Here is an 18,870-nt window from a genome sequence, read left to right as displayed (position 1 = left end):
GACATTATTCACTTCTGGACTGAGCCAAACGACATGACGACTTCCGAAGCCTTGGCATGGTTAGCGCGGCACCAGCCGTTGCCCAATGATCAAGACCTGACATTGCAACAAGGACACACCTATCATCTGCTCCTAGAACACTTTTCACGTCACCCAGACCCGCGTTGTATTCCGCTGTTTTTGCACTCCTTTGGCGGACGCAACGGTAATGGACTGTATCAACTCGTCGAGAATGTTATACTTCACTACTCACCGTCACAAGTGTTGCCACATTTACAGCGCAGCTTAATCAGTGCGCAGGTATATGTGCGTCAATGGAGCGCTCAAGTCGCCACGCACTTTCCAGATGACAGCCTGATTAGTCTCTTAGCGCACTTGTTAGCAGATGAGGACGGAGACGTGAAAAGCAGTACCATCATCGCTTTGCTTCAAATCCCAGGGTCACGTGCTGCCTCTATTTTAGCTGTGTATGCCGAGAATGAACCAGATGTTTTTTTGCGTGATCTAGCCCTCGACCAGGACTGAAGCTGTCATTGGCTCTCAGACTAACCTCAGTAAAGGTTTTACTCGCTTAACTATTGTATCCAATATGATAGCTTCCTTATAAAATTACTAAGCTACCTTTCGAACTACTTACAGCTACCAACTATATCCTATAACTCACGCCCTGGTAGCTACCCTATCTTCTTATGTGGACTCCTTCTCGCAAGCGCTTACGCCGCTTGGAAGCGGCCTGGCAACAGCCGGCTGCGAGCACTCCCCGTATTCCCCTGGTGGCCCGTTACTACAACCACGTGCAGCACGAGCCCGCGTATCACCGCCTGCCCGACCAAACCTGGGCTGACCTGAACGGCGACTCGCTCTTTACCCTGCTCGATGCCACCGTGAGCCCGGTAGGCCAGCAATGCCTCTACCACCGCCTGCGCAGCCCGCTCGACGACAAGGACGCCCTGCACGAGTTTGACGCCGCCGCGACCCTGCTGGCGCAGCAACCCGTGGTCCGCGGCCAAGCCCTGCTCGCCCTCGACCATCTGACGGCTCAGGAGGCGTACTACCTGGTCGATTTGCTGGGCGAGGAGCCCCTACCCTCATTGCCTAACGTGCGCCTCTCGGCGCTGCTCGCGCTAGGGCTGTTGGCCACGTTGCTCGGGGGCTTTTGGCTCCCCATGCTTTGGTTGGGCACGCTTGCGTTTGGTTGCTTCAATGCGGTGTTTCACCTTCGGCAACGCGTACGGATTCAGCTCTATGTTCGCCCGTTGTTGCAACTGGGCCGCTTGCACCGTGCAGGAAGAGAGTTGCAGCGGGCAGCCCTACCCCTACGGCCGCTCCAACTGCTGTCCGAGCCCCTGGCTAGATTAGGAGGTGTTTTGCGGCAAGCGGCTTTCTTTCAGGTAGTGGATAATATGGGACTGCTGGAGATACTCAAGATGCTGCTGTTGGTTGACCAACTGTTGTATGCCCGCTGCCGAGTGGCCATACAGCGGCAAGCGCCCGCCATTCGAGCCGTTTTTGAGGCGGTGGGCTACGTTGATTGCGCCCTGGCGGTGGCCAGCTTCCGCCAGCGCCACGACACCTGCGTACCACACTTCGAGCCGGCCGTCGCGGGCATCCAATTGCTAGGCGGTTACCACCCGCTGGTGCCAGGGTGCGTGCCAAACGACCTCACGTTGGCCGAATCCGGCGTACTACTCACCGGCTCGAACATGGCCGGCAAAACCACCTTTATGCGCACGCTGGGCGTGAATGCCCTCCTGGCCCAAACGATTGCCACGTGCCCGGCTACCGCTTACCGCGCCCCTATTTGCCGGGTGCTCACCAGCCTCAACCTAGCCGACAGCCTGTCCACGGGCAAAAGTTATTATTTGGTCGAAGCCGAAACCATGCGGCAGTTGCTGCTGGCCTGCGACGCGGCCCCCGGCAGCTACCTGCTGCTGCTGGATGAATTGTTCAAAGGCACAAACACGCAGGAGCGCATCGCCGCGAACAAGGCCGTACTGGCCTACTTGCAGCCCCGCAGCTGGGTAGTGGCGGCCACCCACGATGGGGAGCTAGGCACGCTCTTGCAATCGTGTTTTGTCGAGTACCACTTTTGCGAAACTGTCACGGAGGAAGATTGGTATTTCGACTATCGTCTCAAAACTGGTCCCCTCACCACGCGCAACGCCATTCGGTTGTTGGCGCGCCTGCACTACCCGGCGCAGGTGGTTGCTGCGGCGCAAGCGCTCAGTACCACCTTAGCTACACGGCCGCACCCGCATGGTGCGCACCTAACCACGTCGGCAGAACCAGATGCTGTGGCTAACTCGACCATCTACAAGGAGGATTTGTTAAGCTAAATAGTTATTGGTGACAGTACTCTGTACTGAACTCAGGTTTTATACTTTGTACCACTGTGGCAGCAGCGTAGCCGGTACGCCCGTTAGCTATATTGAGCTGAAAGAAGGCGCTACCCGCTTCCGGCCCATCCGCAGCTCTACGGCTTCCATCATTGCCGTGAGCGGGGTAGTAGCGTGGGCGCTGCTGCGGAGCCTGCCGAGGTTGTGGCGACAAGCATAAAGTACTGTTTGTGTCAGGTCAGAATATTGTCTACTTAATACTTCTTAATACTTCTAGGCCTCACACGAATAGGCATCGCGTCGGGCCGGCTCGAACGGCGGAAAGCAGCCGTGTCTTTAATAACTGCGAGATTTTTAGAAGTCGATTTTTTATTCATGTGCGGCTGAGAGGATACAGTTGTTTTAGCCTTTGGCTTCGGAGTTGTTTGAGCAGCGGCCGACATAGAGAAACAAAATAGCCCAGTGCTAACAAGGAGAATCGAGATGGTTTTCATGAGCTTAGCTTAATTTATTGGTAAAAGGTATAAAAAATATTCAGGCCATCAATCCCTCACTCCGTTGGGCGCAAGTGCCGCGCCCAACGCTTCTTTGATACGGGATGTGATGCCCGGCACTGCTCCATTGAGCGGCTAGTGTAACTGCCGCCAACAGTTTCCCTGCGCGGCTACCTGCTCCGGCAAACACGCCGCCCGTTTTGTGGTGCTTGCCACTCTGGGTACTGCTGTATGACGGGTTGATACGCTCTAATCGGCGCTGAGGACTAGCCTGCTTTTGCTGCGCTACCACATCAAGCGCCACCTGAAAATCGTTACAGATGGCATAGCTGCCCAAGTTTTGAAAAAAGGAGGTCGAATTGTAGCTACTCCTAAGGCGCGTCCGGTCAAGGGTGATAGTGCCGGGCAGTCGCAGCCCATGGGGTAGGGTTTCTACTGTAACCGGCAAAGCAATGGGCAGAGTAACCTCCTTCGACGTGAGCGTACCCAGCCGAGAAATTTCTAAAACTAAATTTGTTTTTCTAAAAAACGCAACACTATATTTGCTTTATCAATCCCAAAATCAACAAAGGATTGTTTTTATACAGAGGCGTGGAGAGACAGGCTCCGTGAAGCGCCGGCAACCACAGGAAGATCCTGAACGGTGCCAAGTCCTGACCATATAAAAGCAAGTTGTTGTGGACGCCTCCCTTCATCTCTTCGTTTCTTCTGCCACACCCCAAGGAGTACAGCATCGTTGTTGCCATTTGGCAATAGTGTACGTCTGTATGGGCGCGGCAGAGGGCGGAGTAATGAACTCGTAGCGTTTAATATCCATCTCCCTGCCGCCCTGCTGCGGACTACTCCCCCTACATGCGTTTCGCTGCTTTCATAGAGCAGTGGCAGTAAGCGCATGCAGCAACGTTCTTGCAACATCTCAGCAGGTTGCAACGGTAGCATTACTGCCTCTTTCACTTCTTGGCCTTCTGATCTGCGTAGTCGACAACGTGCACTTGTCTGCTCACGCAAACGGATAATCGTGCGTTCTACGAAAGCGCGACGAGAACTTGTTACATCAAAATAGTTACAAGTTTGCCGGGCTGTACAATTGGTTTGTTTTGCTACACATAGCCTACTGTTTGCTGCGCGCCTACAGAAACCACAACCTTATTAAAGAGGTGATTTTCTGAATTTTTCAGCGAATTTTCACCTTAGACAAGGCCTGCTACTTCCAAACCACAGCGGTGCTGAGCACGCAAAGTGGCCGCAGGCAGCACTCACCATCATAGACAAATTAATGCAAATAGGCGCTACCGCGCTCAACGAATTTGCATGTCCTCTTCTCCGACAACGCTCGGGGCAAGTAGGCACAACGATGCGCGCTTTATATAGCTGCTGCCCGTAGTCTGCTGCCCCCAAATCAACGTACTACATGAAGTATTTTCTATCCTCGACGCTTGTTGCGTGGAGTATGGCAACCACAGCTACGGCCAATTCACCGTTGGCAAGGCATTATCAGGCGGTTGCTGGCCCGATAACGGGCAAAGTACTAGACGAAGCCGGGCAACCACTACCCGGCGTAACAATTCGGGTGAAGGGCACTACAGCTGGCACCGCTACGCTGTCTGATGGCTCATTTTCGCTGCCAGACGCCTCGGAAGCAACAACGCTTATTTTCTCCTCTATCGGCTATAAAACGCAGGAGGTGAGCGCGCGCCAGACAGGTACTCTTACGGTACGGTTGGCACCCGACCAAGGCCAGCTGAATGAGGTGGTAATAGTTGGCTACGGCACGCAGCAGCGCAAAAACCTGACCGGCGCCATTGTGAAAGTAGACCCCTCGGATACCAAGGAGCTGCCGGTGGGTAGCTTCGACGCGCAATTGCAGGGCAAAGTAGCGGGCGTGCAGATTTCGTCGAATTCCGGGGTGCCGGGGCAAGCGGTGAACGTGCGCGTACGGGGCGCTACAACCATCAACGGCTCCAACACGCCGCTCTACGTGGTGGATGGGGTCTTTATCAATAACAATAGTCTGCAAACCATCAGTACGGGCGGGAAAGCCTCATCGCCTATTGCAGACCTGAATCCGGCGGATATTGAAAGTATTGAAGTACTGAAGGATGCCGACGCGACGGCGTTGTACGGGGCCCGCGGCGCCAATGGCGTGATACTGGTCACCACGCGCCGCGGCAGCTTCAACCAAAAGCCCAAGGTGAGCCTCAACGTGTCGCAGGGATGGGCCAAGGCCGCCAAGCTCTGGGACCTGGCAACGGGACCGGAGCACGCGCAGTTAGTCAACGAAAACTGGCTGAATACTACCGGCCCTACCCCTCACACTTACGAAAACCGGCCCTACCGCCCCGTAGCGGCTGGGGGGCGCGGCCTGCCCGAAGAGCAGCCCACCTACGACCGACTAAGCCAGGTGTTCCGCACAGCACGCGTGCAGAACTACGATTTGTCGGTAGCGGGCGGCAACAGTACAACGCGCTACTACCTCGGTGGAGGCTTCACCAAACAAGAATCCATACTGCGGCCCATTGATTTTCAGCGCGCCAGCTTCAAAGTCAACCTCGACCAGCAGCTCTCAGACAAGGTGCAGCTTGGGGTCAGCAACACCTTCACGCGCACCTACCGCAACGAGGGCCGCGCCGGCGACGGTCCGGCCGGCGGGCTGCTGCAAGCCGCTTTGCACACCCCTACCCTCCTTTCGCCCTACGACGCCAACGGACAACTGGTAGGCCGCGCCAGCTTCGATAATGTGGAGCTACTCATTGATAACTACGACGTCAACTCCACCAGTATTCGCTACATCGGCAACCTCTATGCCGAGGCGCAGGTGCTGCCCAACCTGAAGTTCCGCACCAGTTTCGGGGTCGATTACAATAACTACGACGAAAAGGAATACTGGAACACCTTCTTAATTGCTGGGGCCGGCGTGGGCGGGTTGGCTACCTCCAGCGTATCGCACTACTCCTCCCTGCTCAACGAAAATACGCTCACCTACCGCCAGCAAGTTGGCAAGCACGGCGTGGGCGTGGTGGTGGGCAATGGCCTGCAAAGCGACGTGTACGAGCGCACTTTTGCGCAGGGCACAGGGTTTCCGAACAATGCGTTCCGGGAAATTTCAGCGGCGTCGGTAACTAGCAGTACCGAGAACTGGTCGGGGTACCGACTGGCTTCTTTCTTCGGCCGGGCTGACTACAACTTCGCTGACCGCTACCTGCTGAACATAAGCTTTCGGGCCGACGGCTCCTCGCGCTTTGGGGCAGCCAACCGTTGGGGCTATTTCCCCAGCGTAGGTGCCGCCTGGCGCCTCAAGCAGGAACGCTTTCTGCGCGACGTAACGGTACTAAGCGACCTGAAGCTACGCGCTAGCTACGGCCTGACCGGCAACCAGAATGGCATCGGCAACTTTGCGGCCCGGGGCCTTTGGAATGGCGGCGCAAACTACTTGGGCAACGCGGGCACAGCGCCGCAGCAACTGGCCAACGCAGACCTGAAATGGGAGCAAACCAGTCAGGCCAACTTGGGCCTGGACGTGGGGTTGTTGGAGGGTCGCATCGGGCTGGAGTTCAACGCCTACTACAAATACACCCGCGACGGCCTGATTCAGCTGACGGAACCCGCCACGACGGGGTTTAGCTCCTACTGGGCCAACGCGGTGGAGATCAGCAACAAGGGGCTGGAGTTTGTGCTGAATACCATCAACATCCGCAAGGCTGATTTCAACTGGTCGACTAATTTCAACATTGCCACCAATGGCAATACCATCGAGAAGCTGGCAACCCCTACCCAGTTCGGGAGCCGCAACCTCATTTTGCAGCAGCAGGGGTATCCGCTCTACTCTTTCTGGGTGTACAAGCAGCTGTACGTAGATCCGCAGACCGGTAACGCGGTGTACGACGACGTGGACGGGGATGGGAAAATCACAGCCGCCGACCGGCAGATTGTAGGAAGTACCTGGCCCAAATTCTTCGGGGCCTCAGCAACACACTTTCCTACAAGAATTTTGATGCCAGCGTGTTGCTTTCCTTTCAATACGGTAACAAGGTCTACAACCACAACCGCTTCTTCGGGGAAGGGGGCGGCGCCCGGGACGAGGCCCGCGTCATCTTCGCCAGCAACCTGAACCGCTGGCAGCAGCCCGGCGACATGACCGATGTGCCCCGGCCCGACGGCATCAACGTGAACAATTACCTGGATGGGGGTAGCCGCTGGCTGGAAGACGGCTCTTTTATACGCCTGCGCAACGTGAACCTGGGCTATACGCTGCCGGAAAAGCTTACCCGCCAGTTGCGCGGCAGCTCGGTGCGCGTGTATGCGCAGGGCACCAACCTGGTGCTCCTCACCAACTACACGGGCCTCGACCCCGAATCGGCCTCCAGTAGCGATGCCAACCAACAGGGCATTGACTTGGGTACACCGCCACAGCCGCGCAGCTGGCAAGTAGGGGTCAGTGCCACCTTTTAGGTCCGATTTCCTGCCTACCCTTCTCTTCCTCTTACTCCCTTCGCTATGTCTCTCGCTTATTTAAAGACCGTTTCGCTGTTTTCTTTTATTGCGCTGGTGCTGAGTGCGAGTGCCTGCAATGATTATTTGGAGGTGCCACCCCGCGAATCCGTTGCCGACAACCAGACCATTACGGATCAGAAATCGGCTAGTACCGCGCTCAGCGGCGTGTATAGCGCGCTGGCCAGTGGGGGCTACTACGGCACTAGCTTTCAATCGATTGGCTACCTGGGCGGGGGCGACGTGCAGTGGACCGGCACCCAGTCGCAGGTGCAGGAGTTTGTTACCCACAACGTGCGGGCTGATAACGCAACCATCGGCACGGTGTGGTCGGCCATTTACGTGACTATCAACCGCGCCAACCACATTCTGGCGCGCGTGCCGGCCGTCGTGGATCCGTTGCTGACGGAAACGCTGAAGAACCAGTACCTGGGCGAGGCGTATTTCCTGCGGGCCCTGGCTTATTTTGATTTGGCCCGCATCTTCGGGGGGGTGCCGCTCATTACGCAGCCTACCCTCACGGCCACCGACAACCAGGGTATTGCCCGCGCTACTCAGGCCGAAACCTACGCCCAGGTGCTGCGCGACCTGGACGTTGCCGAGCCGTTGCTACCCAATCCGGCCACCGTGACTACCAACGACCGGTACCGCGCCACGCGAAAAACGGTGTGGGCCCTGAAAGCGCGGCTGTACTTATACCAGCAGAAGTGGGCGCTGGCCGAAGAGTACGCTACCCGCCTTATCAGCGACAATGCTAATTACCAGTTGGTAGCACCCTTCAATGCGTGGTTTGCCAACAACGCGCGTGGCACCCGCGAATCGGTATTTGAGCTGTTTTACAACGGTACCACGGAGGTAAACAACCACCGCGGGCAGTGGCAACCTACAGCTAACGGCGGCACCCGGCAATGGGCCCCCAATACCGCGCTGGTGTCCCTACTGACGACTGCCCCGAACAATACGGCCAACGGTCGCACCACCCTGATTGCCTCTACCACAAGCACTACTTGGTACGGCAACCTCTATTACCGCAGCCCCGGCTCCGACCCCAGCTATATCTTCCGCATTGCGGAGCTGTATTTGATTCGGGCCGAGGCGCGCGCCAAGCAAGGCAAACTGGCAGAGGCACTAACCGACCTGAATGCCGTGCGTACGCGCGCCGGCCTAGCCGGCAGCGCGGCCACCACGCCGGCAGCGGTGCTGCTGGCCATTGAGGAGGAAAGGCGCTTGGAATTTGCCCTGGAACCGCACCGTTGGTTTGACCTGGCGCGTACCGGCCGGGCCACGGCTCTTTTCCCCGACCCGGTGAAGGCCAACGCCCCGCTACCCAGCTCCCGCCTAGTGCTACCCATCCCTATCAGCCAGTTGCAGGTAGATGCGGCCCTAACGCAGAACGAGGGCTACTAACCTCGGCCGTTCCCTACCCCTTCATCCGGCACAAGCCTGAAGGAGTTCTGCCATAAGCGCATCAGCCCCAGCACAATTCAACGATACAGAAGCTGGCTTCTTTCCACGCATTTCCTTGTTGCTATGCCTGCTACCCTATCTCCCGCAGTTACCGTCTCAGCGCCGCTACACGCGGCCACTCCAGCCACCGAAGCCCCGTGGTCGGGCTTTACCAAAGGGTTGTTTCGGTTTGTTTTCTTGTATTTCGTGCTGCAGATCGTGCCACTCGACTGGCACTACTACTATGACCTAGCCGTCAACTGGTCGGGCTTCTCCTTCGGCGACATTTTTCGGCTGGCTCATTACTCCCCGCGCTTTTTCGACGGGCCCGATACCTTCGCCAACTGGGCGGTGGTAGCTGCGCTGGCCGCCGTGGGGGCTGCTGCTTGGAGCTGGGTAGGGAAAAGCCGCCCGGACTACGCTACCCTGTATTACTGGCTGCGGGTGCTGGTGCGCTACCGGTTGGCGGCGGGGCTGCTGGGCTACGGTTTTCTGAAGCTTTTTCCCATGCAGGCGCCATTGCCCTCCCTCAGTTTGCTCAACACGCACTACGGAGAGTTGAGCGATTGGAAAATCTTTTCCCTTAGTCTGGGCATCGTGCCTTCGTACCAGTCGTTTCTGGGACTGGTAGAGATTCTGAGCGCGGTGCTGCTGCTAGGGCGGCGCACGGCCAGTATCGGGGCCTTTTTGAGTATTTCCTTTCTGGGCAATGTGTTCCTCTCGAACCTGGCTTACGAGGGCGGCGAGTACGTGTACAGCTTCTACCTGCTGGCCTTAGCGCTGGTGGTGCTCTGGTATGATGCGCGCCGCGTGAATGACTTGCTCACGCTGGAGCGCCCGGCCGTACCCAACCGCTTTCGGCTGGCGTTACCTGCTGGCTGGCAACGCGCAGCGCGGCGTACGCTGAAAGGGGGTTTCGTGCTCCTGTTTGTGGGACTGTACGGCGTAAAAACGTACGCTGCCTACCAACGTGGCCCCTACCACTACCCCCAGACGCCGGGCCTGCCCAACGCCGCCGGCCTCTACAACGTGCGCGAATTCCGCCTGGCGGGGCAACTACGTCCCTACTCGGCCACCGATCCGGAACGCTGGCAAGATGTGGTGCTCGAACAGTGGAATACGCTTAGCGTCCGCTCCGCCCGCCCGGTGGTGCTCTACCACAGCACCACCGAAAGCATTCATTCTCAAGACCCCGCCCGCTCCTACGAGTTTGCCGGGTCCGGTGGCCGCCACTACTACGCCTATCAACTCAGCCCCGACGGCCAAACCCTCACCCTGCGTAACCGGAACCCGCTGGAGGGCACCGATACGCTTACCCTCCGCCTTACCCGCCCCACGGCCCGCACCCTCACGCTCACCGGTACCGACGCCCAAGGGCGCGACTTACAAGTGGTGCTGGAAAAACGCGACAAGAAATACCTACTCGAAGAAGCCACCAAGACGGGTCGTCGCGGGGGGCTGAAACTGTAGTACTTCTCACCTGAAAACGCCTGTTCTGATGTCCACCACTTCCTTTGTAGCGCAGCCTACACCCACTGTACCAGTTGCCACAGCGGACCGCTCCGGGTACGCCCCCCCACCCGCCAAGGCCACGCCGGCCCGTCGGCCTTGGAAACCCTGGCAGCGCGTGCTGTTTCGGGTAGCGTTTCCGTTTTTCATTTTGATGTCCTTGCCTAGTGACCTGGGCTGGTACAAGAACCTGGCTTCTATTGACTGGCTGCACGGGCACTACCGCGACGTGTACGACCTTGCCCGCTTCTCCCCTTCCTTTTTCCTGAAAGGGGGCGGCGAAGGCGGCGCGCCGGCTCTGCTGGGCTACGGCAATTGGTTTATTGCCTTAGGCTTGGCCCTGCTGATAGGCCTTGTCTGGACGCTGCTGGCGCGCAAGCGCGAGGAGTATGAGGTGCTCTACTATTGGCTCCGCGTTATCGTGCGCTTCCGGGCGGGTATTGGCATCATTGGGTTTGGCTTCACTAAGGTGTTTCCTACCCAGATGCCGTATCCCTCTATCGGTCTGCTCAACAGTGACTTCGGCGACATGACGGCCCAGAAAATCTTCTGGCTGCAAATTGGAATTGTGCCGTGGTACCAGGTATTTACGGGAGTAGTGGAGCTGCTGGCCGGCGTGCTGCTGTTTTTCCGACGCACTACGTTTCTGGGAGCTGCGCTGCTGCTGGGCGCGCTCGGCGACATCGTGTTTGTCAACTTTGCCTACGACGGGGGCGTGCATGTGTATAGCTCCTACTTTGTGCTGCTGGCGGCGTTTCTGCTGGTGCAGGATGTACCCAACCTCTACAACTTGCTGATTCGGGAGCGATACACGGTGCCCTACCACTACTACCCTCGTTTCAAGGAAACGTGGCTGCGCTTCACCCGCTTAGGGCTGAAAGTGGCAACCATTGGCATTTTCCTGGTCTATCTGACGTACCTGGAATACCTCAACTTCACGTTTGACCCCTATAAGCAGCCGGCACAAAAAGGCGTAGCCGAGCTGCGCGGGCTCTACAACGTGGCCGAGTTTCGCCTTAATGGGCGGGTGCTACCCTACTCCCCGCTCGACAGTGTGCGCTGGCAGCAGGCTACTTTCGAGAAGTGGACTAGCTTCACGTACAAGGTGAACCGCGCCCACCAGCTCGACCTCTCCAACGGCGGCGGCTCGCCCATGCGCGACATCAACCGCACCTTCGAAACCACTGGCCTAGCGGGCGGGCAGCGCGTGTTCTACTATGATGCCGATCCGCAAACGCATACGCTCTACCTGCAAAGCAAGGTGCTCACCGGCAAAGCAGGTCGGCGCGGTCAGGCACGTGCTAAGTTAGAAGACAATGCCCAAGTACGCTACCGGGCCTCTCTGGCCAGCTGGATTCCGGCCGATGCCCAAGCGCGCATCGGCGACGAAACCCACGCCATCCATCCGGCAGCCTGGAGCACTCGGCGCGAACGGGGTATTAAAACGGAACAGAAACCGGAGCAGCGCGACCGAATGACGCTCACCTACCGCACCACCGATGGGGGCCGGCATGTGGTGCTGCGCGGCCTCATCGAGCAGAAAGATTCACTCTACGTGGTGCTAAGCCGCGTAGACCGCACGTACACGCTGTCGGAGTCGGCGCTATCGGCTGGGCAGTACGAAACAGTCGAGCAACCCAGATGATGCAGCGAGCTGATTGGTAGCACCAGGAGTGACGAAAGATGGCGCCATTCAAGATGCCGATAACTGTACACTCTTTCCCTACCCTACGCAACGTATTGCTCTCTCATTCGCCTTTCTATACATAGAGCAGCTCATTCGCTAGCTGGTTGCTCGCCACCTTCTTTTCCTACCTCTTCCAGTATGTCAACTGTCACTGAAACCGCCCCCACCAAATCCGCTCTTAGCTTGCATGAAGACTGGGTAGTTGTGGTGCTGGGCACGTTGCTTATCGGGCTTTCCTTATTGGGGTTGCCCTTTGCCGTACCCGTATTCACTTGGGACTCCACTGCCGATTTGACGGGCAAAGTGCTCCAAGCAGCCAATTTGCAGCTGATCTTTATTCAATTCGTGTACCTGGCGGCCGTGGGTGCGGTAGGCGCCTGGCTCACTAATCGGCCTCTACAAAACTACGCCCTGGGTTTTCCTATTGTGTACCTGCTCACGCTGCTAGCCCTAGTGGCAGCCGGCAGCAAAACGGCCCGCGACTTGGGGCTGGAAGCCGTGATTTTTAGTCTACTGGCCGGTCTGCTCATCGGCAATCTGGTGGGCCTCCCCGACTGGCTGCGGGCCACGCTCAGCACCGAGCTATTTGTAAAAATTGGATTGATACTGTTGGGCACCAGCGTCATTTTCACAGATATTCTCAAGGCGGGTTCATTAGGTTTGGCACAGGCGCTGGTGGTAGTCGTATCGGTGTGGTACTTTGCTTTCTGGCTGTGCCGCCGACTAAGGGTAGACGAAGAGCTAACCATGATGATTTCCAGCGCCGTATCCATTTGCGGTGTGTCGGCGGCCATTGCCACGGCCGGAGCTATCAAGGGCGACGGCAAGAAGCTGTCCTACGTTATTTCCTTGGTACTCATCACGGCCATTCCCATGATGCTGCTCATGCCCTACGCCGCGCAGTGGCTGGGCCTCTCGCAGCAAGTTACCGGGGCGTGGCTGGGCGGCAGCATCGACACCACCGGGGCCGTGGTGGCGTCGGGGACGCTGGTAGGCGAAGAGGCCCTGAAGATCAGCACCATTGTTAAGTTCTCGCAGAACGTGCTGTTAGGCTTGGCTGCTTTCGCCATTTCCTTGTACTGGACTTACACGCAGCACCCCAATGCCACCGAGCCAGGCGCCAAACCCACGTTGGGCGTTATCTGGGAGCGGTTTCCCAAGTTTGTGCTGGGCTTTGTGGCTGCCTCGCTGCTCTTCTCGTTTGCCCTGACTCCTGAAACGGCCAATGCCGTGAAAGGCGGTCTGAAAAGCCTCCAGGGCTGGTGGTTTGCACTGGCTTTTACGAGCATTGGTCTGGAAACCAATTTCAAAGACTTGTTCAAGCACGAAAACAAGAAGCCGCTTTACGCCTTCTTGCTGGCCCAGACATTCAACATTTTTATCACTCTTCTCATTGCGTGGCTGCTGTTCCGATAACGCAGCCGTTTGCTCTTTCCCCACCCTGCTGTGCCTACTCGCCGCTTCGCTATTCTCACCTGCATGGATGCTCGCCTCGACCCCACGCGCCTATTAGGCGTGCCCAAGGGTAGTGCCCACGTCCTGCGCAACGCCGGTGGCCGGGTCACCGACGAAATGCTACAGGCCCTCTTGCTGTCCCATCAAGTACTGGGCACCCGCGAGTGGTTTCTTATCCAGCATACCGATTGTGGCGTACACCTACCCGATGCCGATTTGGCCGCTACACTATCGAATAAGGTGCCGGTCATTACAGCACTGATGCCCGCTTCCTTCCCGGCTCTCACAGCGGCCGTAGCCTCCGATTTGGCACGTATCTGCCAGCACCCCCAACTGCCCGCAGAAATACATGTGTTTGGCTACGTGTACGACGTACGCCACAATCAGCTCCTGGAAGTACAGCTTCCTCGGGAGGAGTAGCCGAGGAGAAAAACCGCGGGTGAAAGGCATTTTCTTACCATTACCCAAATGCACTACACCCAACTATATCGTTTGGCTTTATATTGCTTATCATTCATCTGTTTAGCATCAATACCTACCCGTATAGTAGCAAGCGTGCACTGGGTATCGCGCTCTACCGGGCAGCTATGCCAAACCCTATCATTGCCGTATAATGCCTTTTTGCTACCGATGAATCTTCCCGATGCTTTCATCGAAATACGTCATTTTTGGCCCTGTGGCTTTCCGTTCCCTCTCGGTCATGGCAACGCGGCTACCCGCCTATCCCAGGAATTCACGCAACCGCTGCCACCGGAGCTCATCTACTACCTTGACGAGGTAGCTCCCGCGCAAGATGCAGCGTTTGACACCGTTGGCAACCCGTTTCGGCTGTATGGACTGACCAGCCTGGGTCAGCACCAACCCGGTTACAATTGGAATCCGGTTACGCAAACCCCCATTCCTGGGTGGAATCCTGATTTTTTCCTGCTCGGCGACGAAGGTGGTGATCCGGTAGTACTTGATCTGGCTCAGCCCGAAGCCGGTATTACGCAGCGGTGGCATGGCAACGGGGACTGGGAAGCGGGCGACACAATAGCTGACACGCTTGGGCAGTGGCTGCTGTGTACCATTGCCCAGCACCACGCCCTTACGGCTTTCGAAGCCGACGTGATTCGGGACGATGCGGAGGACTTTTGCCTGGCCCCCCAGGCCGCAGCCTGGTATTTCCCCCGCATGCGCCGCTGGGCAGGCTCATACTACGCCACTTGGTGCAGCGTGTTCGCTAATGCCTAACATAGCACATATGGCTGCATCATTGCACTCCTACCCCGTGGCTACAGTGTATTACAACACACCCGCACTGGCGTTGCTATCAGGTAGGACGAAGGACGAATCTTCTAGCAGAAAACGGTAGCCTCAAGTGATGCGCTTGCCACTTTAACGCGAGGCAGTGTCCAGCCTTCGAGCGCCTGGCCGACACCGACAGACACTGGAGCAAGCGCGGTAGGCTAGCCCAAGCCAGGTCGTACTGCAACTTTATCGGTGCTGGTGGCGGCCTGCGCGGCGGTCTACCCACAAACGCCGCTGCCGCAAAAGCTGCCCCCGCTGGCTCAGACGATAGTACCCGGCTACTCTTCCTTGTAGATATCGAACTTCGTGAAGACAACCCGACCGAAATTCTTGGCAGTGCGCATGGTGGTTTTGCTGTGCTCGGGGTCAGAAGCGTCGAAATACTCTCCCCCGTCGCGGTGCAGCAGCCAGGTGCGGGCCGTGGCATCATAGCGGAAGGTGATAAGGCGGGTCCAACGCTGGCCGCTACCGCCGTAGTGCTCCACCGTGAAGTAGCCGTTTTTCAGCGTTAACCCCTGAAACGGGTCGCCCATCATACCGCCACAGTCCACGCAATACACGGCGTTGTCGGAGCGGGCAGCCAGGGTGTAGGTGCCGCCGGCCCCACCCACAAATAGCAGCAAGGGGCGCTTGGTGGGATGGTCGATGACATCGGAAGTTTTCTGCTCATCGGGGCGGTGCAGCACCACGGCGTAGTCGGGTAGGGCGTCGCGGTTCAGGTCGCCTTTCTCGGCGGCTAGCACCTGGTAGCCCGCCGGCAGGGCACGCCGGATAGCGGCTGGCAGCGGTGGCGAGACAGACGGGGAAACTTGCGACAGAACGGTAAGCGCAGACAACCAGAGGCAGGAAAAGACGCTGATGGTTATTGTAATATTCATGAAATAAAAGTCTTATAGAGACAAATACTTACAATACAAACTCGGCATCTACCATACGTAGCACGTGCGGGCCGCGGCGGGGGTAGTCGGCTGGATAGCCGCCGAGGTGGCCGGTCGCTGCCCCGTGGGCTGTCATGACCGTTGCTACGGCGTCGGCCAGCGTCGTGACGTTGGTATAGCGCAAGGGGGCACCGCCTACGCCTTGTCGGCCATTGCTGAAGAAGAGCATCAGGTTGATTTGGTCAGCCACTTTCCGGTCAAAGTAATAAAACACCTCCACCCCAAACGACGGGCACAGCGCGTCTAACTCATGCAGGAAAGATTCCTTGTGCGCCAACGGTACGTGGCAATCGAGGCGCAGGAGGGCGTGTTCGGCGTTGTGCTTCTTTTTGCGGGCACTGACCGCCTCGAAGATGCCGCCGTAGCGGTAGGGCGGCGTATCGTCGGTGTCGGGTTCCGTCAGGCGTAGCAGCGGCACGCCGTTGGGTAGGGCCTCAGTGGTGCGAGTGGCGGCGTGCTGCTGCAAGACGGTTTCCAGCGTCGTTGCCACAAAAAAGGCGTAGTCGGATAGTGCCCAGTCGCCGATGGTGAGGCGCAGCAAAGAATCATGCGCTTCGGCCAGCAAATAAACCTGCGGGTAGCGGGCAGCGACGACGCGCACGGCCGCCAGCAGCGCCGTGGCATCAGGCGCTTGCACGGTGACGGTTAGCTCGGCCGGGCCGCCCGCCATGCCACCAATGCCGGGGCGGTAGGTGAAGTAGTCGTAGTGATAAAGGCCTTCCGGAAAGCCGTAGTACCAGTAAGTGCCGAGTAGCATGAGGGAGGATACTAGATGGAAAGTGCGCCAGCTTATTCTTGTGGAGCCGGTACGGTCAGTTCGGCGTAGGTAGGCAGTGGGCCTTCTTCTTCCTGGCTTGGGGGCGTGCGTTCTTGCTCCAGGACTACTGTGCGCGGACCACTCCAGCGGGCGCGGGTAGCACCCCAGTGCAGCGTTTCGCGCGTCCAGAGCAGGCGCGGTGGCCCGGTCCCGAGTTGATATAGCTGCATGCCGGTGGCACTTTCGTCGCTGCCGTCGTTGGCCTGGTCGCTGCGCACTCCTATAAGGTAGCGCCCATCCGGCGACACGGCCGGTTGACCCACTACCTTTGTGCGGTGACCGGTGCGCTGGTCAACCAACGTTGTTACCTGACGGTTTTCTTCCTCCGTGGCTACCACCCACTGGTGGGCGGTAGGCAGTTCGCCCCAGTATTGATGCACGGCCCGCCCGGTGGGGTCGTCGGGGCCACGTACGCCGGATAACACCGTGTGGAAGCGTACCTGTGGGCCGTGTTCGGGCTGAAAAATGAGGTCGTCGTACTGACGGCGTACCCGGCCGCTGGTAGCAGTCAGCGTGCTGTCGAGGTAGCCGCCGAGTTGGTCGGGGAAGCGGGTAAAGTAGTCCGCCGACACCGGTTTCAGGTAGAGCACGGTGCCATTGGCGGTGTGCAGCGTGTCCTGAGTAGAGGTTTGGTCGGCGTCGCCCGAGCGGTAGGAGCCAGCAGGAAGGTTGTCGTGGTTGCGGGCGGCAGGCGTAGAAGGCGGCGAGTCGGGGCGGCAAGCAACCAGGCAGCTAGCGCCGGCAACGAGCCAAAGCAAGGGTTTCATCAGCATATACCATCAACGAAGGGGTAGGAACGAGTACTTTACTATGGGTATAGACTCCTCACGCATTGGCCCAAACTGAGCGCTACGCAGCCTACCCATTGCCGTATTCAGTACCGATTCATCCGCGCGAAGTCTTTTGCCTCCACGCCCACCAGCCAACGGCTCCTACTGCCAGCGCCCCCGCTACCAACGCCGCGTTGGTAACCGCCGGCCCAAAGGCCCTGCATGAGCAGGAAGTGAAAACTGGTTTGCCGGCAATACGCAGCCGACGCCGGCAGAAAGCGCACGGAGTAAGGTTCGGATCAACTTGGCCAGGCAAAGGCCATTGCGCAGTAGATGAGGCCATAATGGTAGGTGGTATAGGCAGTGGAAATACGTGTAGGTATATACTGAACGCTACAGTAAGTAACCCACTAGCGTATGGCAGACACTCTATTTTGTCAGCGCCGACAAATGCTTTTATGCTTTGCAGCATGTGGACTCGATAGCAAAATCAGTTCTGTAGCTACATGGGATAAAGCGAGTCCTTCTTAATTAGCACGACTCCGGGCTAGTCTACTTCTGCGCCGACCCCAACGAACCCACGCAGATTTCCTTTCGGCTACAGAGCTGCTGATGCGCGTAGCCCTACCCTCTGCTCAGCCCACAGGAACGCCTACCACTTATCCAACCACTCCTTTTTCTTGGCCGCAAACTCCTCGGCCGTGATAACGCCCGCGTCGAGGAGTTGCTTTAGCTTCTGGAGTTGCTCGGCGGGGTCGGGAGGGGTAGGCGAAGCGGAGGCGCTTAGTTGGCGGGCTAGCTCGGCACCCGCGCCCAGTTGGGCGCCCGCCCCGGCCAGGCCGCTGGCGTTGCGGGCGGCATCGCGCAGGGCGTGCAGCTTTTCTAGTTCGGCGTAGCTCAGGCCGGCTGTAGCGGCAGCTTGGGTGGTGGCGGCGGCATCGGCCACGCGGCCGATGCGCTGCTGCGTAACCGCATCGAACACAGTACCCGTCAGGCGAAAATCCGTCAGCTCCATGCCCAGGCGAGCAAACTCAGCGGCTAGCGGGGTGCGTAATTGCTCGGCCAAAACGGTTAAATGCGCATCGAGCTGCTGATACGAGAGGCCTGCGGTTGCCAGCTGGGTGGCCAGCGTTTGTGCAATGCGGCTTTGCAGTAGCAGCTTGGCTTGCAGCACCGAATACGCTTCGGCGAGGCCTGCTACCTCCGTAAAAAACCGACGAGCATCGGCTAGCCGAAACGAGAAATTGCCGTGCGCGCCCAACTCCACCGGCACTTGGTACACCGGGTCGAGGTACTTCACGGGGGCGGCAGTGCCCCACGGCTGGTTCACGTTTTCGGCCCGTCGGTAGAAGTATAACTTCAGCTTGTGCTCGCTCTCGAAGCCTGTGCGCAGCTTGAGCAGGGTGGTGATAAACGGGTGGTTATCGGTACGAAGCTGGTAGAGGCCTTCCGTGTCCAGTACCTCGGCTACCCTACCCTCATACACCAGCAGCACGCCCTGGCTGGGCCCTACAAGCAACTGGCTGGCGTTCTTGATTTCGTCGTGGGGCGAGGGAAACTGCCACAGCAACTGGCTTGGCTGAGGGGCGTCCCACTGGATAACCTGGGCCGTTTGGCCGCGAAAAAAGTTGAATGCCATA

Annotated in this window: 15 protein-coding genes and 1 riboswitch; of the genes, 11 read left to right on the top strand and 4 right to left on the bottom strand. The window is 58.1% G+C overall.

Going from position 1 to position 18,870, the window contains the following annotated elements; genetic code table 11:
* Positions 1-33: 33 nt before the first annotated feature.
* The 11 genes from MUN82_RS05050 to MUN82_RS05005 all read left to right on the top strand — a co-directional run bounded on the left by MUN82_RS05050 (position 34) and on the right by MUN82_RS05005 (position 14,648).
* Entirely contained in the window at positions 34-525 is a 492-nt protein-coding gene (locus MUN82_RS05050; RefSeq protein ID WP_245095459.1) for a HEAT repeat domain-containing protein, read from the top strand.
* A 164-nt stretch (positions 526-689) separates the two neighbouring features.
* On the top strand, positions 690-2,336 hold the full coding sequence (locus tag MUN82_RS05045; RefSeq protein WP_245095457.1) for a MutS-related protein: 1,647 nt from the start codon (positions 690-692) through the stop codon (positions 2,334-2,336).
* A 46-nt stretch (positions 2,337-2,382) separates the two neighbouring features.
* Entirely contained in the window at positions 2,383-2,556 is a 174-nt protein-coding gene (locus MUN82_RS05040) for a hypothetical protein (protein WP_245095455.1), read from the top strand.
* A gap of 850 nt (positions 2,557-3,406) precedes the next feature.
* A riboswitch (SAM riboswitch) is annotated at positions 3,407-3,498 on the top strand.
* 782 nt (positions 3,499-4,280) lie between these two features.
* Positions 4,281-6,938 carry a SusC/RagA family TonB-linked outer membrane protein gene (locus MUN82_RS05035; protein WP_311136428.1) on the top strand — a complete coding sequence of 886 codons (2,658 nt, stop codon included), beginning with the start codon at positions 4,281-4,283 and terminating at the stop codon, positions 6,936-6,938.
* Positions 6,830-7,279, top strand: coding sequence for a hypothetical protein (locus MUN82_RS22360; protein WP_311136427.1), 450 nt, complete (start codon positions 6,830-6,832; stop codon positions 7,277-7,279). Before MUN82_RS05035 ends, MUN82_RS22360 begins: the two co-directional genes overlap by 109 nt.
* Positions 7,280-7,324: 45 nt before the next feature.
* The gene (locus tag MUN82_RS05030) at positions 7,325-8,725 is read left to right on the top strand and encodes a RagB/SusD family nutrient uptake outer membrane protein (protein WP_245095453.1); all 1,401 of its coding nucleotides are present in this window, start codon (positions 7,325-7,327) and stop codon (positions 8,723-8,725) included.
* Between the two features lie 123 nt (positions 8,726-8,848).
* Entirely contained in the window at positions 8,849-10,234 is a 1,386-nt protein-coding gene (locus MUN82_RS05025; protein ID WP_245095451.1) for a DoxX family protein, read from the top strand.
* 28 nt (positions 10,235-10,262) lie between these two features.
* On the top strand, positions 10,263-11,918 hold the full coding sequence (locus MUN82_RS05020) for a hypothetical protein (RefSeq protein WP_245095449.1): 1,656 nt from the start codon (positions 10,263-10,265) through the stop codon (positions 11,916-11,918).
* A 180-nt stretch (positions 11,919-12,098) separates the two neighbouring features.
* On the top strand, positions 12,099-13,376 hold the full coding sequence (locus MUN82_RS05015) for a YeiH family protein (protein ID WP_245095447.1): 1,278 nt from the start codon (positions 12,099-12,101) through the stop codon (positions 13,374-13,376).
* A gap of 30 nt (positions 13,377-13,406) precedes the next feature.
* Entirely contained in the window at positions 13,407-13,835 is a 429-nt protein-coding gene (locus tag MUN82_RS05010) for a beta-class carbonic anhydrase (RefSeq protein ID WP_245095446.1), read from the top strand.
* A 210-nt stretch (positions 13,836-14,045) separates the two neighbouring features.
* Positions 14,046-14,648 carry a hypothetical protein gene (locus MUN82_RS05005; protein ID WP_245095444.1) on the top strand — a complete coding sequence of 201 codons (603 nt, stop codon included), beginning with the start codon at positions 14,046-14,048 and terminating at the stop codon, positions 14,646-14,648.
* Between the two features lie 335 nt (positions 14,649-14,983).
* On the opposite strand, the gene MUN82_RS05000 is transcribed toward MUN82_RS05005, so the two are convergent.
* From MUN82_RS05000 to MUN82_RS04985, 4 genes are all read right to left on the bottom strand, one after another.
* A complete protein-coding gene (locus MUN82_RS05000; protein WP_245095442.1) occupies positions 14,984-15,583 on the bottom strand; it encodes a hypothetical protein in 600 nt (199 codons plus the stop codon).
* 28 nt (positions 15,584-15,611) lie between these two features.
* Positions 15,612-16,400, bottom strand: a complete 789-nt coding sequence (locus tag MUN82_RS04995; RefSeq protein WP_245095440.1) for a hypothetical protein — start codon at positions 16,398-16,400, stop codon at positions 15,612-15,614.
* A 32-nt stretch (positions 16,401-16,432) separates the two neighbouring features.
* On the bottom strand, positions 16,433-17,227 hold the full coding sequence (locus tag MUN82_RS04990; RefSeq protein ID WP_245095438.1) for a hypothetical protein: 795 nt from the start codon (positions 17,225-17,227) through the stop codon (positions 16,433-16,435).
* 655 nt (positions 17,228-17,882) lie between these two features.
* Positions 17,883-18,869, bottom strand: coding sequence for an SPFH domain-containing protein (locus MUN82_RS04985; protein ID WP_245095437.1), 987 nt, complete (start codon positions 18,867-18,869; stop codon positions 17,883-17,885).
* Between the last annotated feature and the right edge of the window lies 1 nt (position 18,870).

Origin of the sequence: Hymenobacter aerilatus (genome assembly GCF_022921095.1) — a bacterium.
In the GTDB taxonomy this organism is placed as follows: domain Bacteria; phylum Bacteroidota; class Bacteroidia; order Cytophagales; family Hymenobacteraceae; genus Hymenobacter; species Hymenobacter aerilatus.
The sequence above is the reverse complement of the archived record's forward strand: the minus strand, read 5'-3'. Positions and strand labels throughout refer to the sequence as shown.